Raw genomic sequence first — 16,558 nt, forward strand, 5'->3', positions numbered from 1 at the left:
CCCTGATGCAAGCCAAGGATTTCTTCCACCTCGCCAGCCTGCGTTATGGCAAACAGCAAGGCCTGGGCCTGACCCCTGCGTTCGAAACACGCCTTGTGAGCCCCGACGGAAAATCGGTGCGCAGCTTCAGTGATGTGATCATGCCGGTGGACGGCGGCCTGGAAGACGCCGACATCATCGTACTGCCGGCCTTCTGGGATGACTTCGACGCCCTCTGCGCGCGCTACCCGCAAGTGCTGCCGTGGCTGCGCGCGCAACATGCACGCGGCGCGGTACTCTGCGGCGAAGCCACAGGAGTGTTCTGGCTGGCCGAAGCCGGCCTGCTCGATGGCAAGGAGGCGACCACCTACTGGCGCTTCTTCAACGCCTTCAGCGAACGCTTCCCCAAGGTCCAGCTCAATCAGGACAAGCACCTCACCGATGCCGACAACCTGTATTGCGCCGGCGGCACCACCTCGGCGTGCGACCTGTATATCTACCTGATCGAACGCTTCTGCGGCGCCAACATCGCCCAGGCAGTGGCGCGTGACATCCTCTACGAAGTGCAGCGCAGCTACTCGCCGGGACGTATCGGGTTTGGGGGGCAGAAGCTGCACCAGGACGTGATTATCCTGCAGATCCAGCACTGGCTCGAAGAGCACTTTGCCGACAAATTCCGCTTCGAAGACGTCGCCCGGGAACACGGCATGAGCATTCGCAACTTCATGCGCCGCTTCCAGACCGCCACCGGCGACAAGCCGCTGCACTACCTGCAACGCTTGCGTATCGAGACGGCCAAGGGCCTGCTCTCGGGCAGCCGCAAGAGCATCAAGACCATCAGCTATGAGGTGGGTTACGACGATGCGAGTTTCTTTGCGCGGTTGTTCAGGCAGCACACGGAGCTGTCACCGAACCAGTACCGCCAGCAGTTCCAACAGGCTGCGTAAGCAAATGTGGGAGGGGGCTTGCTCCCGATAGCAGTGTGTCAGTGAGTACATCTTGCACTGATAGACCGCTATCGGGGGCAAGCCCCCTCCCACACTTGACCTACATCGGTCTTAGGGTTTGTGCCCGCGCGACAGGAACTCGTGGGACTGCATTTCGAGCAGGCGGCTCAGGGTTCGCTGGAATTCGAAGTTCAAGCGCCCGCCGGTATACAGGTCCTTGAGTTCGACTTCGGCCGAGATGATCAACTTGACGTTACGGTCGTAGAACTCGTCGACCATGTTGATAAACCGTCGGGCGATGTCGTCGGTGGTGACGCTCATCTGCTCCACGCCGCTGAGGATCACCGCGTGGAAGATCTTGCCCAGTTCGATGTAGTCGTTCTGGCTACGCGGGCCGTCGCACAGTTGGCGGAATTCGAACCAGGCCACGTCATCGCAGGTACGCAGGGCGATGATCTCGCGGTTCTCGATCATCAGCTTGTCGTTTTCCACCGCCTGGGTGCACTCCGGCGTGAGGGCGCGGAAGCTCTTGCGCAGGCTTTCGTGCGCAGCTTCGTTCAGCGGGAAGTGGAACAGCTCCGCCTGTTCGAGGTGACGCAGACGGTAGTCGACGCCACTGTCGACGTTGACGATCTCGGTGTTCTGCTTGATCAGCGCAATGGCGGGCAGGAAGCGCGCACGTTGCAGGCCATCCTTGTAGAGGCCGTCGGGCACGATGTTCGAAGTGGCGACCAGGGTCACGCCGTTCTTGAACAGCTCTTCCATCAGGGTGCCGAGGATCATGGCGTCGGTGATGTCGGAAACGAAGAATTCATCGAAGCAGATCACCCGCGCCTCGTCGGAGAAACGCTTGGCGATGATGGTCAGCGGGTTTTTTTCACCCGGCAGGGTCTTCATTTCTTCGTGCACGCGCTTCATGAAGCGGTGGAAGTGGGTGCGGACCTTTTCCTTGAACGGCAGCGCCTCAAAGAACGTATCGACCAGATAGGTCTTGCCCCGACCTACACCGCCCCAGAAATACAGGCCCTTGACCGGCGTGTGGTCTTTCTTGCCAAACAGCTTGCTGAGCATCCCCGGCTTGCTTTGCGAGGCCGCGACCAGGTCGTCGTACAGGCGCTGCAAATGACGCACCGCCGTTTCCTGGGCCGCGTCATGGAAGAATTCAGGGCGTTTCAGATCAGCTTGATATCGTTCTAGGGGCGTCATAATTTCGTTAGCAAGGCAACAAAAACGGGCCGTCACTGTAACGACGGCCCCGGATAATGGCAATCAACCCTTGGTCGGGTTAATCCTCGATTGGGGTCAACGCAATGCGCAGGGCTGCAATGGCGGCATCACGCGATGCACCATCGGCAAACTCGGCGCTGTCGGCGACTGCGGCACCGTCCAGCCATACGCTGAAGCTCAGGGCCTCGGTGCGCACATCCAGCGCTTCACCGTTTTGCAGTTGCTTGGTCACCGCACCGGCCGCCTTGCCATCGGCAAAGTTGCGCGACAGCAGCAGTTGTTCGCCATCGGCGGCCAACAGGCGGAAGCGGAAGCTGCCATCGTCTTCACGGAAGCTCACAAAACGTGCGGCTTTGGCGGCCTTCTTCTTGGTCGCAACCGGCGCCGCAGCCTGGTTGACGAAAGAACGCAGGCCCACCGCTTCACGCAACTCGGCCAGGAATGGCGCGGCGACGGCACGGGCTTTCTTGGCGCCGACCAGCAACAGGTCTTCCATGTCCGACGGGCGCGACATCAACTGGTGGTAGCGCTCGCGCGCTTCGCCCAATTGGCCGTCCAGCAGCTGGAACAGGCGGCTCTTCGCCTCGCCCCAGCCCAGGCCTTGCAGCAGCTCGCCGCGGAACTCTTCTTCCTGGGCCTTGCTGGCAAACGCCTGGTAGAGGGTGAACAGGTGCGAGTTGTCCGGGTCCTTGGCTTCGCCGGGCGCGCGGGAGTCGGTGACGATCCGCGAGATGGCGTCCTTCATGTCCTTGGCGCTGGTGAACAACGGGATGGTGTTGTCGTAGCTCTTGGACATCTTGCGGCCATCCAGGCCCGGCAAGGTGGCAACGCTTTCTTCGATCAACGCCTCGGGCATGGTGAAGAATTCTTTACCGTTGCCGAACAGGTGGTTGAAGCGCTGGCCGATGTCGCGGGCCATTTCCACGTGCTGGATCTGGTCGCGGCCCACCGGCACTTTGTGCGCGTTGAACATCAGGATGTCCGCCGCCATCAGCACCGGGTAGCTGTACAGGCCCATGGTGATGCCCGCATCCGGGTCTTCGCCGGTCTCCACGTTCTTGTCCACCGAGGCCTTGTAGGCATGGGCGCGGTTGAGCAGGCCCTTGGCGGCGACGCAGGTCAGCAGCCAGGTCAGCTCGGGGATTTCCGGGATGTCGGACTGACGATAAAAGGTCACCCGGTTCACATCCAGGCCACCGGCCAGCCAGGTCGCGGCGATTTCCATACGCGAGCGCTGGATGCGCTGCGGGTCATCGCATTTGATCAGGGCGTGGTAGTCGGCCAGGAAGTAGAAAGAGTCGGCATTGGCGTCCTGGCTGGCAAGGATCGCCGGGCGGATCGCACCGGCGTAGTTGCCCAGGTGCGGCGTGCCGGTGGTGGTGATGCCGGTGAGGATACGGGTACGAGTCGTCATGGGTAATCGCTTATCAGACTGCTATCAATTCGAGAGGCGCGGCAGCACCAGATCCTTGAGATCGGTGAGCTTGCCATGAAAAAAGTGCCCGCATTCTGCCACTTTCAGCAGCTCATGGGGGCGTTTCAAGGCGGCAGACCAGTCGTAGACCAATTGCGGATCGACCACTTCGTCGGTTTCCGGCTGGATCAGGGTGAGCGGGCAGCCTTGTGGCAACACATCACTATCGCGCAGGCGCATCACCGCCGCAGCGACCATGAACAGGTGCGCCAGTTTTTCACCCTTGGCTTCAAGGCGACCGCCGAGGCTGGCGGCCACATAACCGCCAAAGGAAAAGCCGAGCAAGGTGATCGGCAGGCCAGGGTGTTTTTCCCGCAGCCAGGTGACAGCCGCTTCGGCATCATCCACTTCACCCGTGGCCATATCGTGCGTACCGGCGCTGGCGCCAACCCCACGGTAGTTGAAACGCAAAGTGATCAAACCCGCATCGCGGGCGGTGCGTTGCAGGGTCGAGACAACTTTATTGAGCATGGTCCCACCTTGCACCGGGTTAGGGTGACAGATCAGCGCCAGGCCACGTGGCTCGGGGTGATCCAGGTACAGGGCTTCCAATTGACCTACCGGGCCATCGATCAAAACGGGGGTTTCACGCATGAGCAAGGAATGAACTCCGTGACCTCTCAAAGGGTCGACTCGTCTAGCTAAAAGTCTGTGCATGGCATCATTGCGAGCTTAATCGCGGTATACAGCGCAGGTTTGAGCCGTTAACGTAAAGCAAAGCCGTTTATAGAGGAAGGACTCGTGGAACACTCGCTCTTAGTTTGGTTGTTGCCGACTCTCGCCTTGGTTGCCGGTGTCGCCATTGGATTCCTGGTTGCCCGCCTGCTGCCGAATGCCGCGCCTAACCGCACGCAGCGTCAGTTGGATGACATTCAGGAACGTTTTGACAGTTATCAGAACGAGGTTGTTACCCACTTCAACAGCACCGCGACCCTGGTCAAGAAACTCACCCAGAGCTACCAGGAAGTACAGGATCACCTCGCCGATGGCGCAAACCGCCTGGCCCTCGACGACATCACCCGTCAGCGTCTGCTGGCCGCGCTGCATTCCGATGCACCGCAAACTCCACGGGAACGCCTGACCCCACCCCGGGAAAACCAGGAACCACCACGGGACTACGCGCCAAAAACGCCGAACGCCCCGGGCATGCTGGATGAGCATTACGGCTTGAAGAAGTAAGTTATTTTCAAGCAACAAAAAGCCCGGCTGATCATTGATCAACCGGGCTTTTTGTTGGGCCTCGCTCTTGTGGGAGGGGGCTTACACCCTTCCCCATTGGTCTTCAGGCCACGGGCTGTTCTTGAAGCCACCCTGCCTCGATCCGCACATGCCGTCCATGGAAGCGCTTGAGGCTGCTGCGGTGACCGACGCTGACAATGCTCAAACCCGGCAACTCATCAATCAACGCCTGATACAACGTCGCCTCATCCTCTTCATCCATGGCCGATGTCGCTTCGTCCATATAGAGCCATTGCGGCGCGAACAACAAGGCTCGGGCAAAGGCCAGGCGCTGCTGTTCGCCGGGCGAGAGCATGCGTTGCCAATGGTTGGCTTCATCCAGGCGCCCCACCAGGTGCGGCAGGCGACAGGTTTCCAGGACCTGTGCATAACGTTCTGCCGAATAGACGCTGTCGTCCTGTGGATAACTCAACACCGCCTTGAGTGTGCCGATCGGCAGGTAGGGCTTCTGCGGCAGGAACAGGTAACGTTTGGCCGGCAGGCGAATGCTGCCGTGACCAGCAGGCCACAGATGTCCCATGGCGCGCAGCAAGGTACTTTTGCCGCTGCCGGAACGGCCGCTGAGCATGAGGCGCTCACCCGGCTCAACGATCATGTTGGCGTCGGTCAGCAGGTGACGACCATCCGCCAGGTTCATGCCCAGCCCTTGCACCACCAGACGCTCGCCCTCCGCGCTGACGTCAATGGCGGCTGGGCGCTGCTCGTTTTCACTCATGGCCTGCTGAAAACTCAGTAGACGGTCGCTGGTCGCGCGCCAACCGGCGAGGTCGGCGTACGCACTGATAAACCAGCTGAAGTTGCCCTGCACGTTGCCAAACGCCGAGTTGATTTGCATCAGCTCGCCCAGTTCGATCTTGCCGGAAAAGTAGCGCGGGGCAGCCACGATAAACGCAAAGACGGTCGCAATCTGTTCATAACCGGCAGTGAAGAACGTCAGGCGCTTGGACACCTTCATGATGTCCCAGTAGTTATGCCAGACCTTCCCGAACCGCGCGCTCAAACGCTGATTCTCATTGGGTTCGCCGTTGTACAGGGCGATGCTCTCGGCATTCTCCCGCACTCGCACCATGGAGAAACGCAAGTCTGCTTCGAAGCGTTGTTGCTGATTGCTCAAACCGATCAAACGACGACCGATCAGATGGGTCAGCCAACTGCCGACACCGGCATAGACCAATGCACACCAGAACATGTAGCCGGGGATGGTGATACCGAACACTTCAATACTGCCCGACACGCCCCACAGGATGATCGAGAATGACACCAGGCTGACCACATTGCGCAGCAGACCCAGGCCAAGACTTAACGTATTCGAGGTAAAGCTGTTGAGGTCTTCGGAAATCCGCTGATCCGGGTTATCGGTGTAGCCGCCCTGCTCCAGCTGGTAGTAGTTCTTGTTGCCAAGCCAGCGGGCAAAATACTTTTCGGTGAGCCATGCACGCCAGCGAATGGTCAGCATCTGAGTGAGGTAGAGACGGTAGACCGCGCCGAGAATCGCCACCGTGGCGATGCCGCAGAAATAAACGATCTGTTGCCAGAAGGCGACCGTGTCCTTGTTTTCCAGCGCGTTGTAGAAGTCCTTGTACCAGTGGTTGAGCCACACGGAAATGGCCACGCTGAACAGCGACAGGCCAATCACCACGGCGAGCAACAACCAGGCCTTGCCCTTCTCTTCACTTCGCCAATAAGGCGTGATCATCGCCCAGGTTCGGCGAAAGAATTGCCCACGCACTGCGTCATTGACCGCAGAGTACTCAGCGTTCTGATTCATCGTTCAGGCTCGATAGGAAGGAGGTGACAGGCGTTTGAACCGATCATAGTTGATCGGTTCAGGGCTCCGTGCGGCCTGAAGCGGCTCGTTCAGCCGAGGTTCAGCGTCGTACCGGACGCTTCTGCAGCTTGCGTTGCAGGGTGCGACGGTGCATGCCCAGGGCGCGGGCAGTGGCGGATATGTTGCCTTCGTGTTCGGTAAGTACGCGCTGGATGTGTTCCCACTGCAGGCGGTCCACCGACATCGGGTTTTCCGGCACCAGGGTGTCGAGGTCGGCATGCTCGGACAGCAACGCCGCCAGCACGTCATCGGCATCCGCCGGTTTGCACAGGTAGTTGCAGGCACCGCGCTTGATGGCTTCGACGGCCGTGGCGATGCTGGAGTAACCGGTGAGGATCACCACGCGCATTTCCGGGTCGAGTTCCAGCAGTTTGGGCAACAGCACCAGGCCGGAGTCGCCGTCCATTTTCAGGTCGAGCGCGGCATAGTCCGGCAAGTCAGCCTGGGCAATGGTCAGGCCTTCTTCGGCGGAGCCTGCGGTGCTCACGCGAAAGCCACGACGGCTCATCGCGCGCGCCATCACGCGGGTAAAGGTGGCGTCATCATCTACCAGCAACAGGTGCGGCAGTTCTTCGCCTTCGACTTGGATCTCGTCACTCATCGATATCTCCTCGTGCGACACGGGGCAGGCGCAGCTCGGTAAGCGTGCCACCTTCCTCATGACTATAGAGCTTCACTGAGCCGCCCGCGCGGGTCACGCTGGCCTTGCTCAAAAACAGGCCGAGGCCGAAGCCTTTGCCCTTGGTGGTAAAGAAAGGTTTGCCGATCTGCTCGGCAATCGCCAGCGGCACGCCCGCGCCGTGGTCGCGAATGCTGATCGTCAGGTCATCCACATCCCAATCCAGCCGGACTTCCAGGCCTTCGGGGCAGGCGTCAGCGGCATTGTTGAGCAGGTTGAGCAAGGCTTGGGTGAGGTCCGGCGGTGGCGCCATGCGCGGCACAGTGCCCTGACCCAGCAGGTGGAAGCGGTAGCTGGCTTCGGGACGCATCAGGTGCCAGCGGTTCAGCGCTTCGTCGAGCCACTGGGTCACGTCCTGCATGTCGACCGCCAGGCGGCGATTGGCTTCGGCTGCGCGTACCAGTTGCTGCAAGGTCTGCTTGCACTGTTTGACCTGTTCGCGCAGCACGCCGAGATCCTCTTGCAGCGCCGGGTCGTGGTGGTCCTGGGTCATTTCGTTGAGCAGCACGCTCATGGTCGCCAACGGCGTGCCCAATTCGTGGGCGGCGCCGGCGGCCTGGGTGGCGACGGCGAGCAGTTGCTGGTCACGCAAGCCCTCTTCGCGGCGAATGGCGCGCAGTTCTTCCTGGCGGCGCAGCTCTTCGGCCATGCGCGCAGCAAAGAAGGTGATCACGGCGGCAGACAGGGCAAAGCTCAGCCACATCCCGTAGATCTGCAGGTTTTCGCGGGCGATGGGGAACGTTTGCAACGGATAGAAGCGCGCCAGCAGCAGGGTGTACAGGGTCAGGGCGATGCCCGACAGCACCACCGAGTAGCGCCACGGCAAGGTCACCGCAGCGATGGTCAGTGGCACCAGGTAATAAGAAACGAACGGGTTGGTGGAGCCGCCAGAAAAGTACAGCAACACACTGTGGATAAACAGGTCGCAGGCCAATTGCAGGGCGTATTCCAGCTCGGTTACCGGCCACGTGGTGCGCAAGCGGATGGCGGTAAACACACACAGCACGATGGAGAAACCCAGGGTCACGCCCAACTGCAGCCAGGGCAGCGGCAACAGGTCGAACCAATAGGCGAGCCCCACCGATCCGGCCTGTGCGGCCAGTACCAGGGTACGAATGAACGTCAGGCGCCAGAGGTTCTGGCGGGTGGCGGAAGTCAGTTTTACGGCGGCGAGCATGAGCTCTCCCGATGAGCGCAGCAGGCGGATCGGCAGGAGTATAAACGAAGCAGGCGCGCTGGCATGGCGCGTGTGGCTCTTTGCCGCAGGCCGGGCGAATGACCGTTCGTCGGCGATTACCCGATGTGTAGCGAATGTGTAAACCCGAAGAACCCGATACCACCGTCTACAGTCATACCGATACGAACACCCTAAGGAGCTTCCATGTCTCGTTTCATCCGCAGTGCCGCCGTTCTCACCCTCAGCGCCAGCGCCCTGGCCAGCCTTCCGGCAATGGCCGCCGATGAGCTGCATTACAACCAGATCTCCCTGCGCGCCGAGGCCAGCCAGGAAGTGGCCCGCGACAAGATGATCGTCACCCTCTACACCGAGTCCCAGAACTCCGACCCGGCCAAGCTCGCGGCCGAAATCACCACCACTTTGAACAAGGCCCTCGGCGAGGCTCGTGAAGTCAAAGGCGTGACCTTGCGCCAGGGCAGCCGTAACAGCTACCCGATCTACGACAACAAGAACCAGAAGATCACCGGCTGGCGTGAACGCGCCGAACTGCGCTTGGAAAGCGCGGATTTCCCGGCACTGTCCAAACTCACCGGCGAGTTGCTCAATACCCTGAAAATGGAAAACATGGACTTCGCCATCGCCGACACCACGCGCAAGGCCAGCGAAGACGCCCTGCTCAAGGATGCGGTTGCCGCGTTCAAAGCACGCGCACAACTGGCCACCGACGCCCTGGGCGGCAAGGGTTACAAGATCGTCAACTTGAACTTCAACACCAATGGTTATCCACAACCCTATGCGCGCGGCGGGATGATGATGAAAGCGGCCATGATGGATTCGGCGCCGACGCCAGAGGTGGAAGCCGGTACCAGCCAGGTGACCATGAGTGCCGATGGCGTGATCGAAGTACAGATGCCGTAACCCCCTACCTGACAAACCTGAACGGCGGTAACCTCGGTGGCCGCCGTTTTCGTTTGGGCAGCCTATACCTGCCACTTCAGGGGTCTACATGGACAGAATCGCCTTCAAACCGCTCCTCCTTGCCGCAGGCCTGCTGGCCTTTATGCCGATGGCCCACGCCGCCAGCACCCTGGTCTACTGCTCCGAAGCCAGCCCCGCCGGTTTTGATCCGAGCCAGTACACCAGCGGCACCGATTTCGATGCGTCCGCCGAAACCGTGTTCAACCGCTTGACCCAGTTCAAGCGTGGCGGCACCGAAGTCGAACCGGGCCTGGCCACGAGCTGGGATGTCTCCAAAGACGGCCTGACCTACACCTTCCATCTGCGCGATGGCGTCAAGTTCCACACCACCGATTTCTTCACGCCGACCCGCGACTTCAACGCGGATGACGTGCTGTTCACCTTCAATCGCCTGCTCGATGCCCAGAGCCCGTTTCGCAAGGCCTACCCTTCCGAGTCGCCATACTTCACCGACATGGGCCTGAACACCACGATCAAGAGCGTCGACAAACTCGACGAACACACCGTGCGTTTCAACCTGAACAACGTCGATGCCTCGTTCGTGCAAAACCTCGCCATGAGCTTCGCCTCGGTCCAGTCCGCCGAATACGCCGCGCAGTTGCTCAAGCAGGGCAAGGCCGAGGACATCAACCAGAAACCGGTAGGCACCGGACCATTTGTGTTCAAGCGCTACCAGAAGGACTCGCAGATTCGCTACGCGGCCAATAAACAGTATTGGAAACCCGAGGATGTGAAGCTCGACAACCTGGTGTTCGCCATCACCCCGGACGCTGCGTCGCGCCTGCAAAAACTCAAGGCCGGCGAATGCCAGGTCAGCGGCTACCCGCGCCCTTCGGACATTGAAGTAATGAAGCAGGACCCCAACCTGCGCGTGCGGCAACAAGCCGGTTTCAACCTGGGCTTCCTGGCCTACAACGTGACCCATCCACCGCTGGACCAGCTCAAGGTGCGCCAGGCGTTGGACATGGCCATCGATAAGCCGGCGATCATCAAGGCGGTGTACCAAAGCGCCGGGCAATTGGCGCAGAACGCACTGCCACCGGCGCAGTGGTCTTATGACCCCTCCATCAAGGATGCCCCGCACGATCCGACCAAGGCCAAGGCGCTACTAAAAGAAGCAGGGGTTGCACCTGGCACCACCATCAACCTGTGGGCGATGACCGTGCAACGTGCCTCCAACCCGAATGCACGTATGTCGGCCCAGATGATCCAGCAGGATTGGGAAAAGATTGGCATCAAGGCCAATATCGTCAGCTATGAGTGGGGCGAGTACATCAAGCGGGCCAAAAATGGCGAGCACGATGCGATGATTTATGGCTGGACCGGCGACAACGGCGACCCGGATAACTGGCTCGGCGTGCTCTACAGTTGTGCTGCGGTGAAGGGCAGCAACTACGCCAAATGGTGTAACCCTGCCTATGACAAGCTGGTGCAACAGGCCAAGGTCAGCAATGACCGTGAACAGCGCATCAAGTGGTATCAACAGGCACAAAAAATACTTAAGGAACAAGTACCTATAACGCCTATTGCGAACTCGACGGTTTTCCAACCGCTGCGCAAGGAAGTGAAGGACTTCAAGATCAGCCCCTTCGGACTGACACCGTTCTACGGCGTGAGTCTAGATAAGTAACAGCAACGCCCCAACCGAGTGCGCCAGACGCCTCGGTTGACCCTTCATGGTGCACTCCATGCACCGAAAAAAACCTATAAATATGCTCAAATATGTCAAAACTTTCATAATTGCGACATTCCTGTACGTTCGTACCACTCTTTCAGTCTTGCAACGGTTCAGCATCTTGCAATGGGTATGGCGCCTGCATAAGTATCCGCAGGCCGACTCACGAGGTCGCCCTCACCACCAAAAATGACAACAAATCATGAGGCCAACATGCTTAAACACGCAGTCCTTCCGTTATTAGTGAGCGCTGGCCTTATGGCCGCGGCCCCTTTCGCCCAAGCGGCGACTAACCTGGTGTTTTGCTCCGAAGGGAGCCCGGCCGGTTTCGACCCAGGCCAGTACACCACCGGAACAGACTTCGATGCCTCGGCCGAAACCATGTTCAACCGTCTGAGCCAGTTCGAACGAGGCGGCACCGCCGTTGTTCCTGGCCTGGCCACCAGCTGGGACGTGTCCCCGGATGGCCTGACCTACACCTTCCACCTGCGCGAAGGCGTCAAGTTCCACACCACCCCGTACTTCAAGCCCACTCGTGAATTCTCGGCTGACGACGTACTGTTCACCTTCAACCGGATGATCAACAAAGACGATCCATTCCGTAAGGCCTACCCCACTGAGTTCCCGTACTTCACGGACATGGGGATGGACACCAACATCAAGAACATCGAGAAGGTCGATGCCCACACCGTCAAGTTCACCCTTGGCACCGTGGACGCCGCTTTCATCCAGAACCTGGCGATGAGCTTCGCGTCGATCCAGTCGGCCGAATACGCCGCGCAGCTGTTGAAAAACGGCACGCCCCAGGACATCAACCAGAAGCCGGTCGGTACTGGCCCGTTCGTGTTCAAGAGCTACCAGAAAGACTCGAACATTCGCTACACCGGCAACAAGGATTACTGGAAACCTGAAGACGTGAAGATCGATAACCTGATCTTCGCCATCACCACCGACCCGTCGGTGCGTATCCAGAAGCTCAAGAAAAACGAATGCCAGATCACCCTGTTCCCACGCCCGGCCGACCTGAAGGCGCTGGGTGAAGACAAGGACCTGAAACTGCCGCACCAAGCCGGTTTCAACCTCGGCTATGTCGCCTACAACGTCATGGACAAGATCAAGGGCAGCGACCAGCCAAACCCGCTGGCTGACCTGCGCGTACGCCAGGCGCTGGACATGTCGGTGAACAAGCAGCAGATCATCGACTCCGTCTACCAGGGCGCGGGGCAACTGGCCGTCAACGCCATGCCGCCAACCCAATGGTCCTACGACACCACCATCAAGGACGCCAAGTACGATCCCGAGAAAGCCAAGGCACTGCTCAAGGAAGCGGGCGTCAAGGAAGGTACCGAGATCGTCCTGTGGGCCATGCCGGTTCAGCGTCCGTACAACCCGAACGCCAAGCTGATGGCCGAAATGCTGCAAAACGACTGGTCCAAGATCGGTCTGAAGGTCAAGATCACCAGCTATGAATGGGGCGAGTACATCAAGCGCTCCAAAGGCGGCGAGAACCAGGCCATGATCATTGGCTGGAGCGGCGACAATGGGGACCCGGACAACTGGCTGAACGTGCTGTTCGGCTGCGACTCCCTGGCCGGCAACAACTTCTCCAAGTGGTGCGACAAGAAATTCGACGGCGTCGTGAAAGAAGCCAAGGCAACGTCGGACGTCGCCAAACGCACCGAGCTGTATAAGCAGGCGCAACATATCCTCAAAGATGCAGTCCCGATGACACCTATCGCGCACTCGACGGTGTATCAACCCATGCGCAACACCGTACAGGACTTCAAGATCAGCCCGTTTGGCCTGAACTCCTTCTACGGCGTGAGCGTAAGCGGCAAGTAAGACTCAATGACGGCGACGTTTCCTAACGTCGCCGTTATTGCATCCGCCTGGACCGTAGGAAATAGACCACGCTAGCAATCGCCGCGTCCTACAGCTGCGAACTGCGACAAGCGGCTCTTTTGCCTACAAGGTCAGTCCGATTTGGCGCATTTACTGCGAAGTCCGCGACCCATAACGTCGTAGGACAGCGGAGGCTCCAACTTGGGAAGGGCACTTGCTGTGTGTGGGATCAGTGATGTCGCCCAGGCCTTGCGCCTGGGTGATTGCTCGCTGATGACAACTACAAACAAGGATCGGGATCGTTATGCGCCATACCACCGTTCTATCCGCAGTCTTTGGCACCAGCCTGTTGGCCATGGCCACCATGGGCCACGCCGCCGACAAGAAGAGCCTGGTGTTCTGCTCCGAAGGCAGCCCCGCGGGCTTTGACACCGCGCAGTACACCACCGCCACCGATAACGATGTGGCCGAGCCGCTGTACAACCGACTGGTCGAGTTTGAAAAAGGCGAGACCAACGTCGTGCCTGGGTTGGCGACCAAGTGGGATATTTCCGAAGACGGCCTGACCTACACCTTCCACCTGCGTGAAGGGGTGAAATTCCACAGCAACAAGGAATTCAAACCGACGCGGGACTTCAACGCCGACGACGTGCTGTTCACCTTCAACCGCATGCTTGACCCCGACCACCCGTTTCGCAAGGCCTACCCCACCGAGTTTCCGTACTTCAACGGGATGAGCCTGAACAAGAACATCGCTAAGGTCGAGAAAACCGACCCGCATACCGTGGTGATGACGCTGAACTCGGTCGACGCTGCGTTCGTGCAGAACATCGCCATGAGCTTTGCCGCCATCCTATCGGCCGAATACGCCGAGCAGTTGCTCAAGGAAGGCAAGCCCAGCGACATCAACCAGAAGCCGATCGGCACTGGCCCCTTTGTCTTCCAGCGCTACCAGAAAGACTCGCAGATCCGCTATGTGGGCAATAAACAGTACTGGGACCCGAGCAAGGTCAAGCTGGACCAGCTGATTTTTGCCATCAACACCGACGCTTCGGTGCGCGTGCAAAAGCTCAAGGCCGGCGAATGCCAGGTCACCCTGCATCCGCGCCCGGCCGACGTCGACGCGCTCAAGGCCGACCCGAAGCTGCAACTGCTGACCAAGCCCGGCTTCAACCTCGGCTACATCGCCTACAACGTGCGCCACAAGCCATTCGACCAGCTCGAAGTGCGCCAGGCGCTGGACATGGCGGTGAACAAGCAGAGCATCCTCAACGCCGTGTACCAGGGCGCGGGGCAGTTGGCAGTCAATGCCATGCCGCCGACCCAGTGGTCCTACGACGACACCATCAAGGACGCCGCCTACAACCCGGAAAAAGCCAAGGAACTGCTCAAGGCTGCCGGCGTGAAGGAAGGCACCGAGATCACCCTGTGGGCGATGCCGGTGCAACGGCCGTACAACCCCAACGCCAAGCTGATGGCCGAGATGCTGCAAAGCGACTGGGCCAAGATCGGCCTGAAGGTCAAGATCGTCAGCTACGAGTGGGGCGAGTACATCAAGCGCACCAAGAACGGTGAGCACGATGTCAGCCTGATCGGCTGGACCGGCGACAACGGTGACCCGGACAACTGGCTGGGTACCCTCTACAGCTGCGACGCCATCGGCGGGAACAACTACTCCATGTGGTGTGACCCGGCGTACGACAAGCTGATCAAGCAAGCCAAGGTCGTGACCGACCGAGAACAACGGACTGTTCTGTACAAACAGGCGCAGCAACTGCTCAAGCAGCAGGTGCCGATCACGCCAGTCGCCCACTCGACGGTCAACCAGCCGTTAAGCGCCAAAGTCGAAGACTTCAAAGTAAGCCCCTTCGGCCGCAACGTATTCTCGGGCGTCAGTATTACCCCATAAGAAAATAACCGGATTGCAGAGAGCGAAGTTGGCTCTCTCGCAAACACGCAGCCTTTTGTTGGGATTTTTCCTACAGCAAACGTTTGCAACCGCTTGAATGAGTTACACACCCAATAGTCGGATCACCAAAAAAGACCGGCATTAAAAAGAGAACCAAAGGAGCTTCACCCATGAAACTGAGCAACAAAGCGCTTCTGGCCCTGGCCATCAGCACCATCACGGCCACCGCCTACGCTGAAACCGCCAGCCAGGACTTCGTTCCAACCACACTGGCCGGCGCCAGCGCCCAAAGCGAGGCCAAGGGCTTTATTGATGGTCAAAGCCTGGGCGGCACGACCCGTAACTGGTACTCCAACGAAATGAAATTTCGTGGCCAGAAGTTCGGTTATTACAAAAATGAAGCCGATAAAGCCAATGATGTAACCACCAGGGTTTCCCGCCGCTACAACTGGGCCCAAGGCACCATCCTCAACTACACCTCGGGCTTCACCCAAGGCACGGTTGGCGTGAGTACCGAAGTCGCCGCTTACAACTACATTGCGCTCGACCGGGACCAAAAAGACATCGCCGGCGGCTCCAACCGTACCCTGGCTCACTCCTTCGGTGACGCTGTAGGCCAGTGGAGCAAGCTGGGCTTGGCTAACGTCAAATTCCGCGTGTCCAACACAACCTTGACCGCCGGTCGCCAGAACTTCAGCAGCGGAATTGTCGACACCATCGGCAACCGTGCCCTGCCTTCGAGCTTCGAAGGTGTGAGCTTCAACAGCGAAGAGTTCAGCAACCTGTCGTTCCAGGGCGGCATCTTCGATCGCGTTTCGCCGCGTACCGAACAAAGCCTGTCGAAATTCCGTTCCGAGTACGGCAATGGCCAGGAAACCGACAAGGTCAAAACCCTGGGCTTCAACTACCAGCCGTTCAAGAGCCTGAAAACCAGCGTATTCGCCGCTAACGTCGAAGACTTCTGGAACCAGTACTACTTCGGTGCCACCCACGAATTGGGTGATGCACAGACCCTGGCACTGACCACCGGCCTGAACTACTACAAAACCACCGACACCGGCAGCAAGAAGATGGGCAACATCGACAACGACACATACTCGTTGTCCCTGGGGCTGACCCACCAGGCCCATAGCCTGACCTTCTCGTACCAGGAAGTTAACGGTGACGAGTACTTCGACTACCTGCACGAAACCAACGGCATCTACCTGGCCAACTCCCTGACTTCTGACTTCAACAGCCCGAACGAGAAGTCCTTCCAGGTCGCCTACGCCATCAACATGGCCGAATACGGCGTTCCAGGCCTGAAGTTCAACGTCTACTCGGCCCGCGGCTGGGGCATCGACGGTACTCACTACAACGGTACCGCCTACGGTGAAGCCGGCGCTTCGCGTAGCGACCTGCGCTTGATGGACGGCGAGAAACACCAGGAATACGGCGTTGGCACCTCCTACGCGATTCAGAGCGGCCCACTCAAGGCCACCACCATTCGTGGCACCTACGTGACTCACCGCGCCAGCGCACAACAGGCTGACGGCAACATCAAAGAGTTCCGTCTGGTCACCACCATCCCGTTCAACATTCTTTAATTAGCGCCAGGTAGACGG

Annotated in this window: 13 protein-coding genes; 7 read left to right on the top strand and 6 right to left on the bottom strand. The window is 59.3% G+C overall.

All coding sequences use genetic code 11. The features are described from left to right. Window positions 1-5 precede the first annotated feature (5 nt). Window positions 6-926 carry a GlxA family transcriptional regulator gene (locus AD670_RS11010; RefSeq protein WP_172681465.1) on the top strand — a complete coding sequence of 307 codons (921 nt, stop codon included), beginning with the start codon at window positions 6-8 and terminating at the stop codon, window positions 924-926. A 111-nt stretch (window positions 927-1,037) separates the two neighbouring features. On the opposite strand, the gene zapE is transcribed toward AD670_RS11010, so the two are convergent. The 3 genes from zapE to AD670_RS11025 form a co-directional block, all read right to left on the bottom strand. Continuing rightward, complete coding sequence (gene zapE, locus AD670_RS11015; protein WP_053131627.1) at window positions 1,038-2,132, bottom strand: cell division protein ZapE; 1,095 nt, start codon at window positions 2,130-2,132, stop codon at window positions 1,038-1,040. A 79-nt stretch (window positions 2,133-2,211) separates the two neighbouring features. Then, window positions 2,212-3,567: a tryptophan--tRNA ligase gene (locus tag AD670_RS11020; protein WP_053131630.1), complete on the bottom strand. Its 1,356-nt coding sequence runs from the start codon at window positions 3,565-3,567 to the stop codon at window positions 2,212-2,214. Between the two features lie 24 nt (window positions 3,568-3,591). Further along, window positions 3,592-4,221: an alpha/beta hydrolase gene (locus tag AD670_RS11025; RefSeq protein ID WP_053131633.1), complete on the bottom strand. Its 630-nt coding sequence runs from the start codon at window positions 4,219-4,221 to the stop codon at window positions 3,592-3,594. 147 nt (window positions 4,222-4,368) lie between these two features. On the opposite strand from AD670_RS11025, the gene AD670_RS11030 reads away from it, so the two are divergent. Further along, window positions 4,369-4,806, top strand: a complete 438-nt coding sequence (locus AD670_RS11030) for a YhcB family protein (RefSeq protein WP_003171734.1) — start codon at window positions 4,369-4,371, stop codon at window positions 4,804-4,806. A 103-nt stretch (window positions 4,807-4,909) separates the two neighbouring features. On the opposite strand, the gene AD670_RS11035 is transcribed toward AD670_RS11030, so the two are convergent. From AD670_RS11035 to AD670_RS11045, 3 genes are all read right to left on the bottom strand, one after another. After that, window positions 4,910-6,634: an ABC transporter ATP-binding protein/permease gene (locus tag AD670_RS11035; RefSeq protein ID WP_053131636.1), complete on the bottom strand. Its 1,725-nt coding sequence runs from the start codon at window positions 6,632-6,634 to the stop codon at window positions 4,910-4,912. Between the two features lie 100 nt (window positions 6,635-6,734). Beyond that, window positions 6,735-7,295 carry a response regulator transcription factor gene (locus AD670_RS11040; RefSeq protein ID WP_003171731.1) on the bottom strand — a complete coding sequence of 187 codons (561 nt, stop codon included), beginning with the start codon at window positions 7,293-7,295 and terminating at the stop codon, window positions 6,735-6,737. Beyond that, window positions 7,288-8,550: an ATP-binding protein gene (locus tag AD670_RS11045; protein ID WP_053131639.1), complete on the bottom strand. Its 1,263-nt coding sequence runs from the start codon at window positions 8,548-8,550 to the stop codon at window positions 7,288-7,290. The genes AD670_RS11040 and AD670_RS11045 overlap by 8 nt, the downstream gene beginning before the upstream one ends. Before the next feature lie 204 nt (window positions 8,551-8,754). Here AD670_RS11045 and AD670_RS11050 point away from each other — a divergent pair, with 204 nt between their 5' ends. The 5 genes from AD670_RS11050 to AD670_RS11070 all read left to right on the top strand — a co-directional run bounded on the left by AD670_RS11050 (window position 8,755) and on the right by AD670_RS11070 (window position 16,540). Then, complete coding sequence (locus AD670_RS11050; protein WP_053131641.1) at window positions 8,755-9,468, top strand: SIMPL domain-containing protein; 714 nt, start codon at window positions 8,755-8,757, stop codon at window positions 9,466-9,468. 88 nt (window positions 9,469-9,556) lie between these two features. Then, window positions 9,557-11,158, top strand: a complete 1,602-nt coding sequence (locus tag AD670_RS11055) for an ABC transporter substrate-binding protein (RefSeq protein ID WP_053131643.1) — start codon at window positions 9,557-9,559, stop codon at window positions 11,156-11,158. A 258-nt stretch (window positions 11,159-11,416) separates the two neighbouring features. Next, on the top strand, window positions 11,417-13,045 hold the full coding sequence (locus AD670_RS11060) for an ABC transporter substrate-binding protein (RefSeq protein WP_053131645.1): 1,629 nt from the start codon (window positions 11,417-11,419) through the stop codon (window positions 13,043-13,045). 355 nt (window positions 13,046-13,400) lie between these two features. After that, entirely contained in the window at window positions 13,401-14,954 is a 1,554-nt protein-coding gene (locus tag AD670_RS11065; protein WP_371263180.1) for an ABC transporter substrate-binding protein, read from the top strand. A gap of 170 nt (window positions 14,955-15,124) precedes the next feature. After that, window positions 15,125-16,540 (top strand): OprD family outer membrane porin, encoded by a 1,416-nt coding sequence (locus AD670_RS11070; RefSeq protein ID WP_053131649.1) that lies wholly within the window; start codon window positions 15,125-15,127, stop codon window positions 16,538-16,540. Window positions 16,541-16,558: the final 18 nt, after the last annotated feature.

Origin of the sequence: Pseudomonas sp. MIACH, assembly GCF_001269925.1 — a bacterium.
GTDB lineage: Bacteria > Pseudomonadota > Gammaproteobacteria > Pseudomonadales > Pseudomonadaceae > Aquipseudomonas.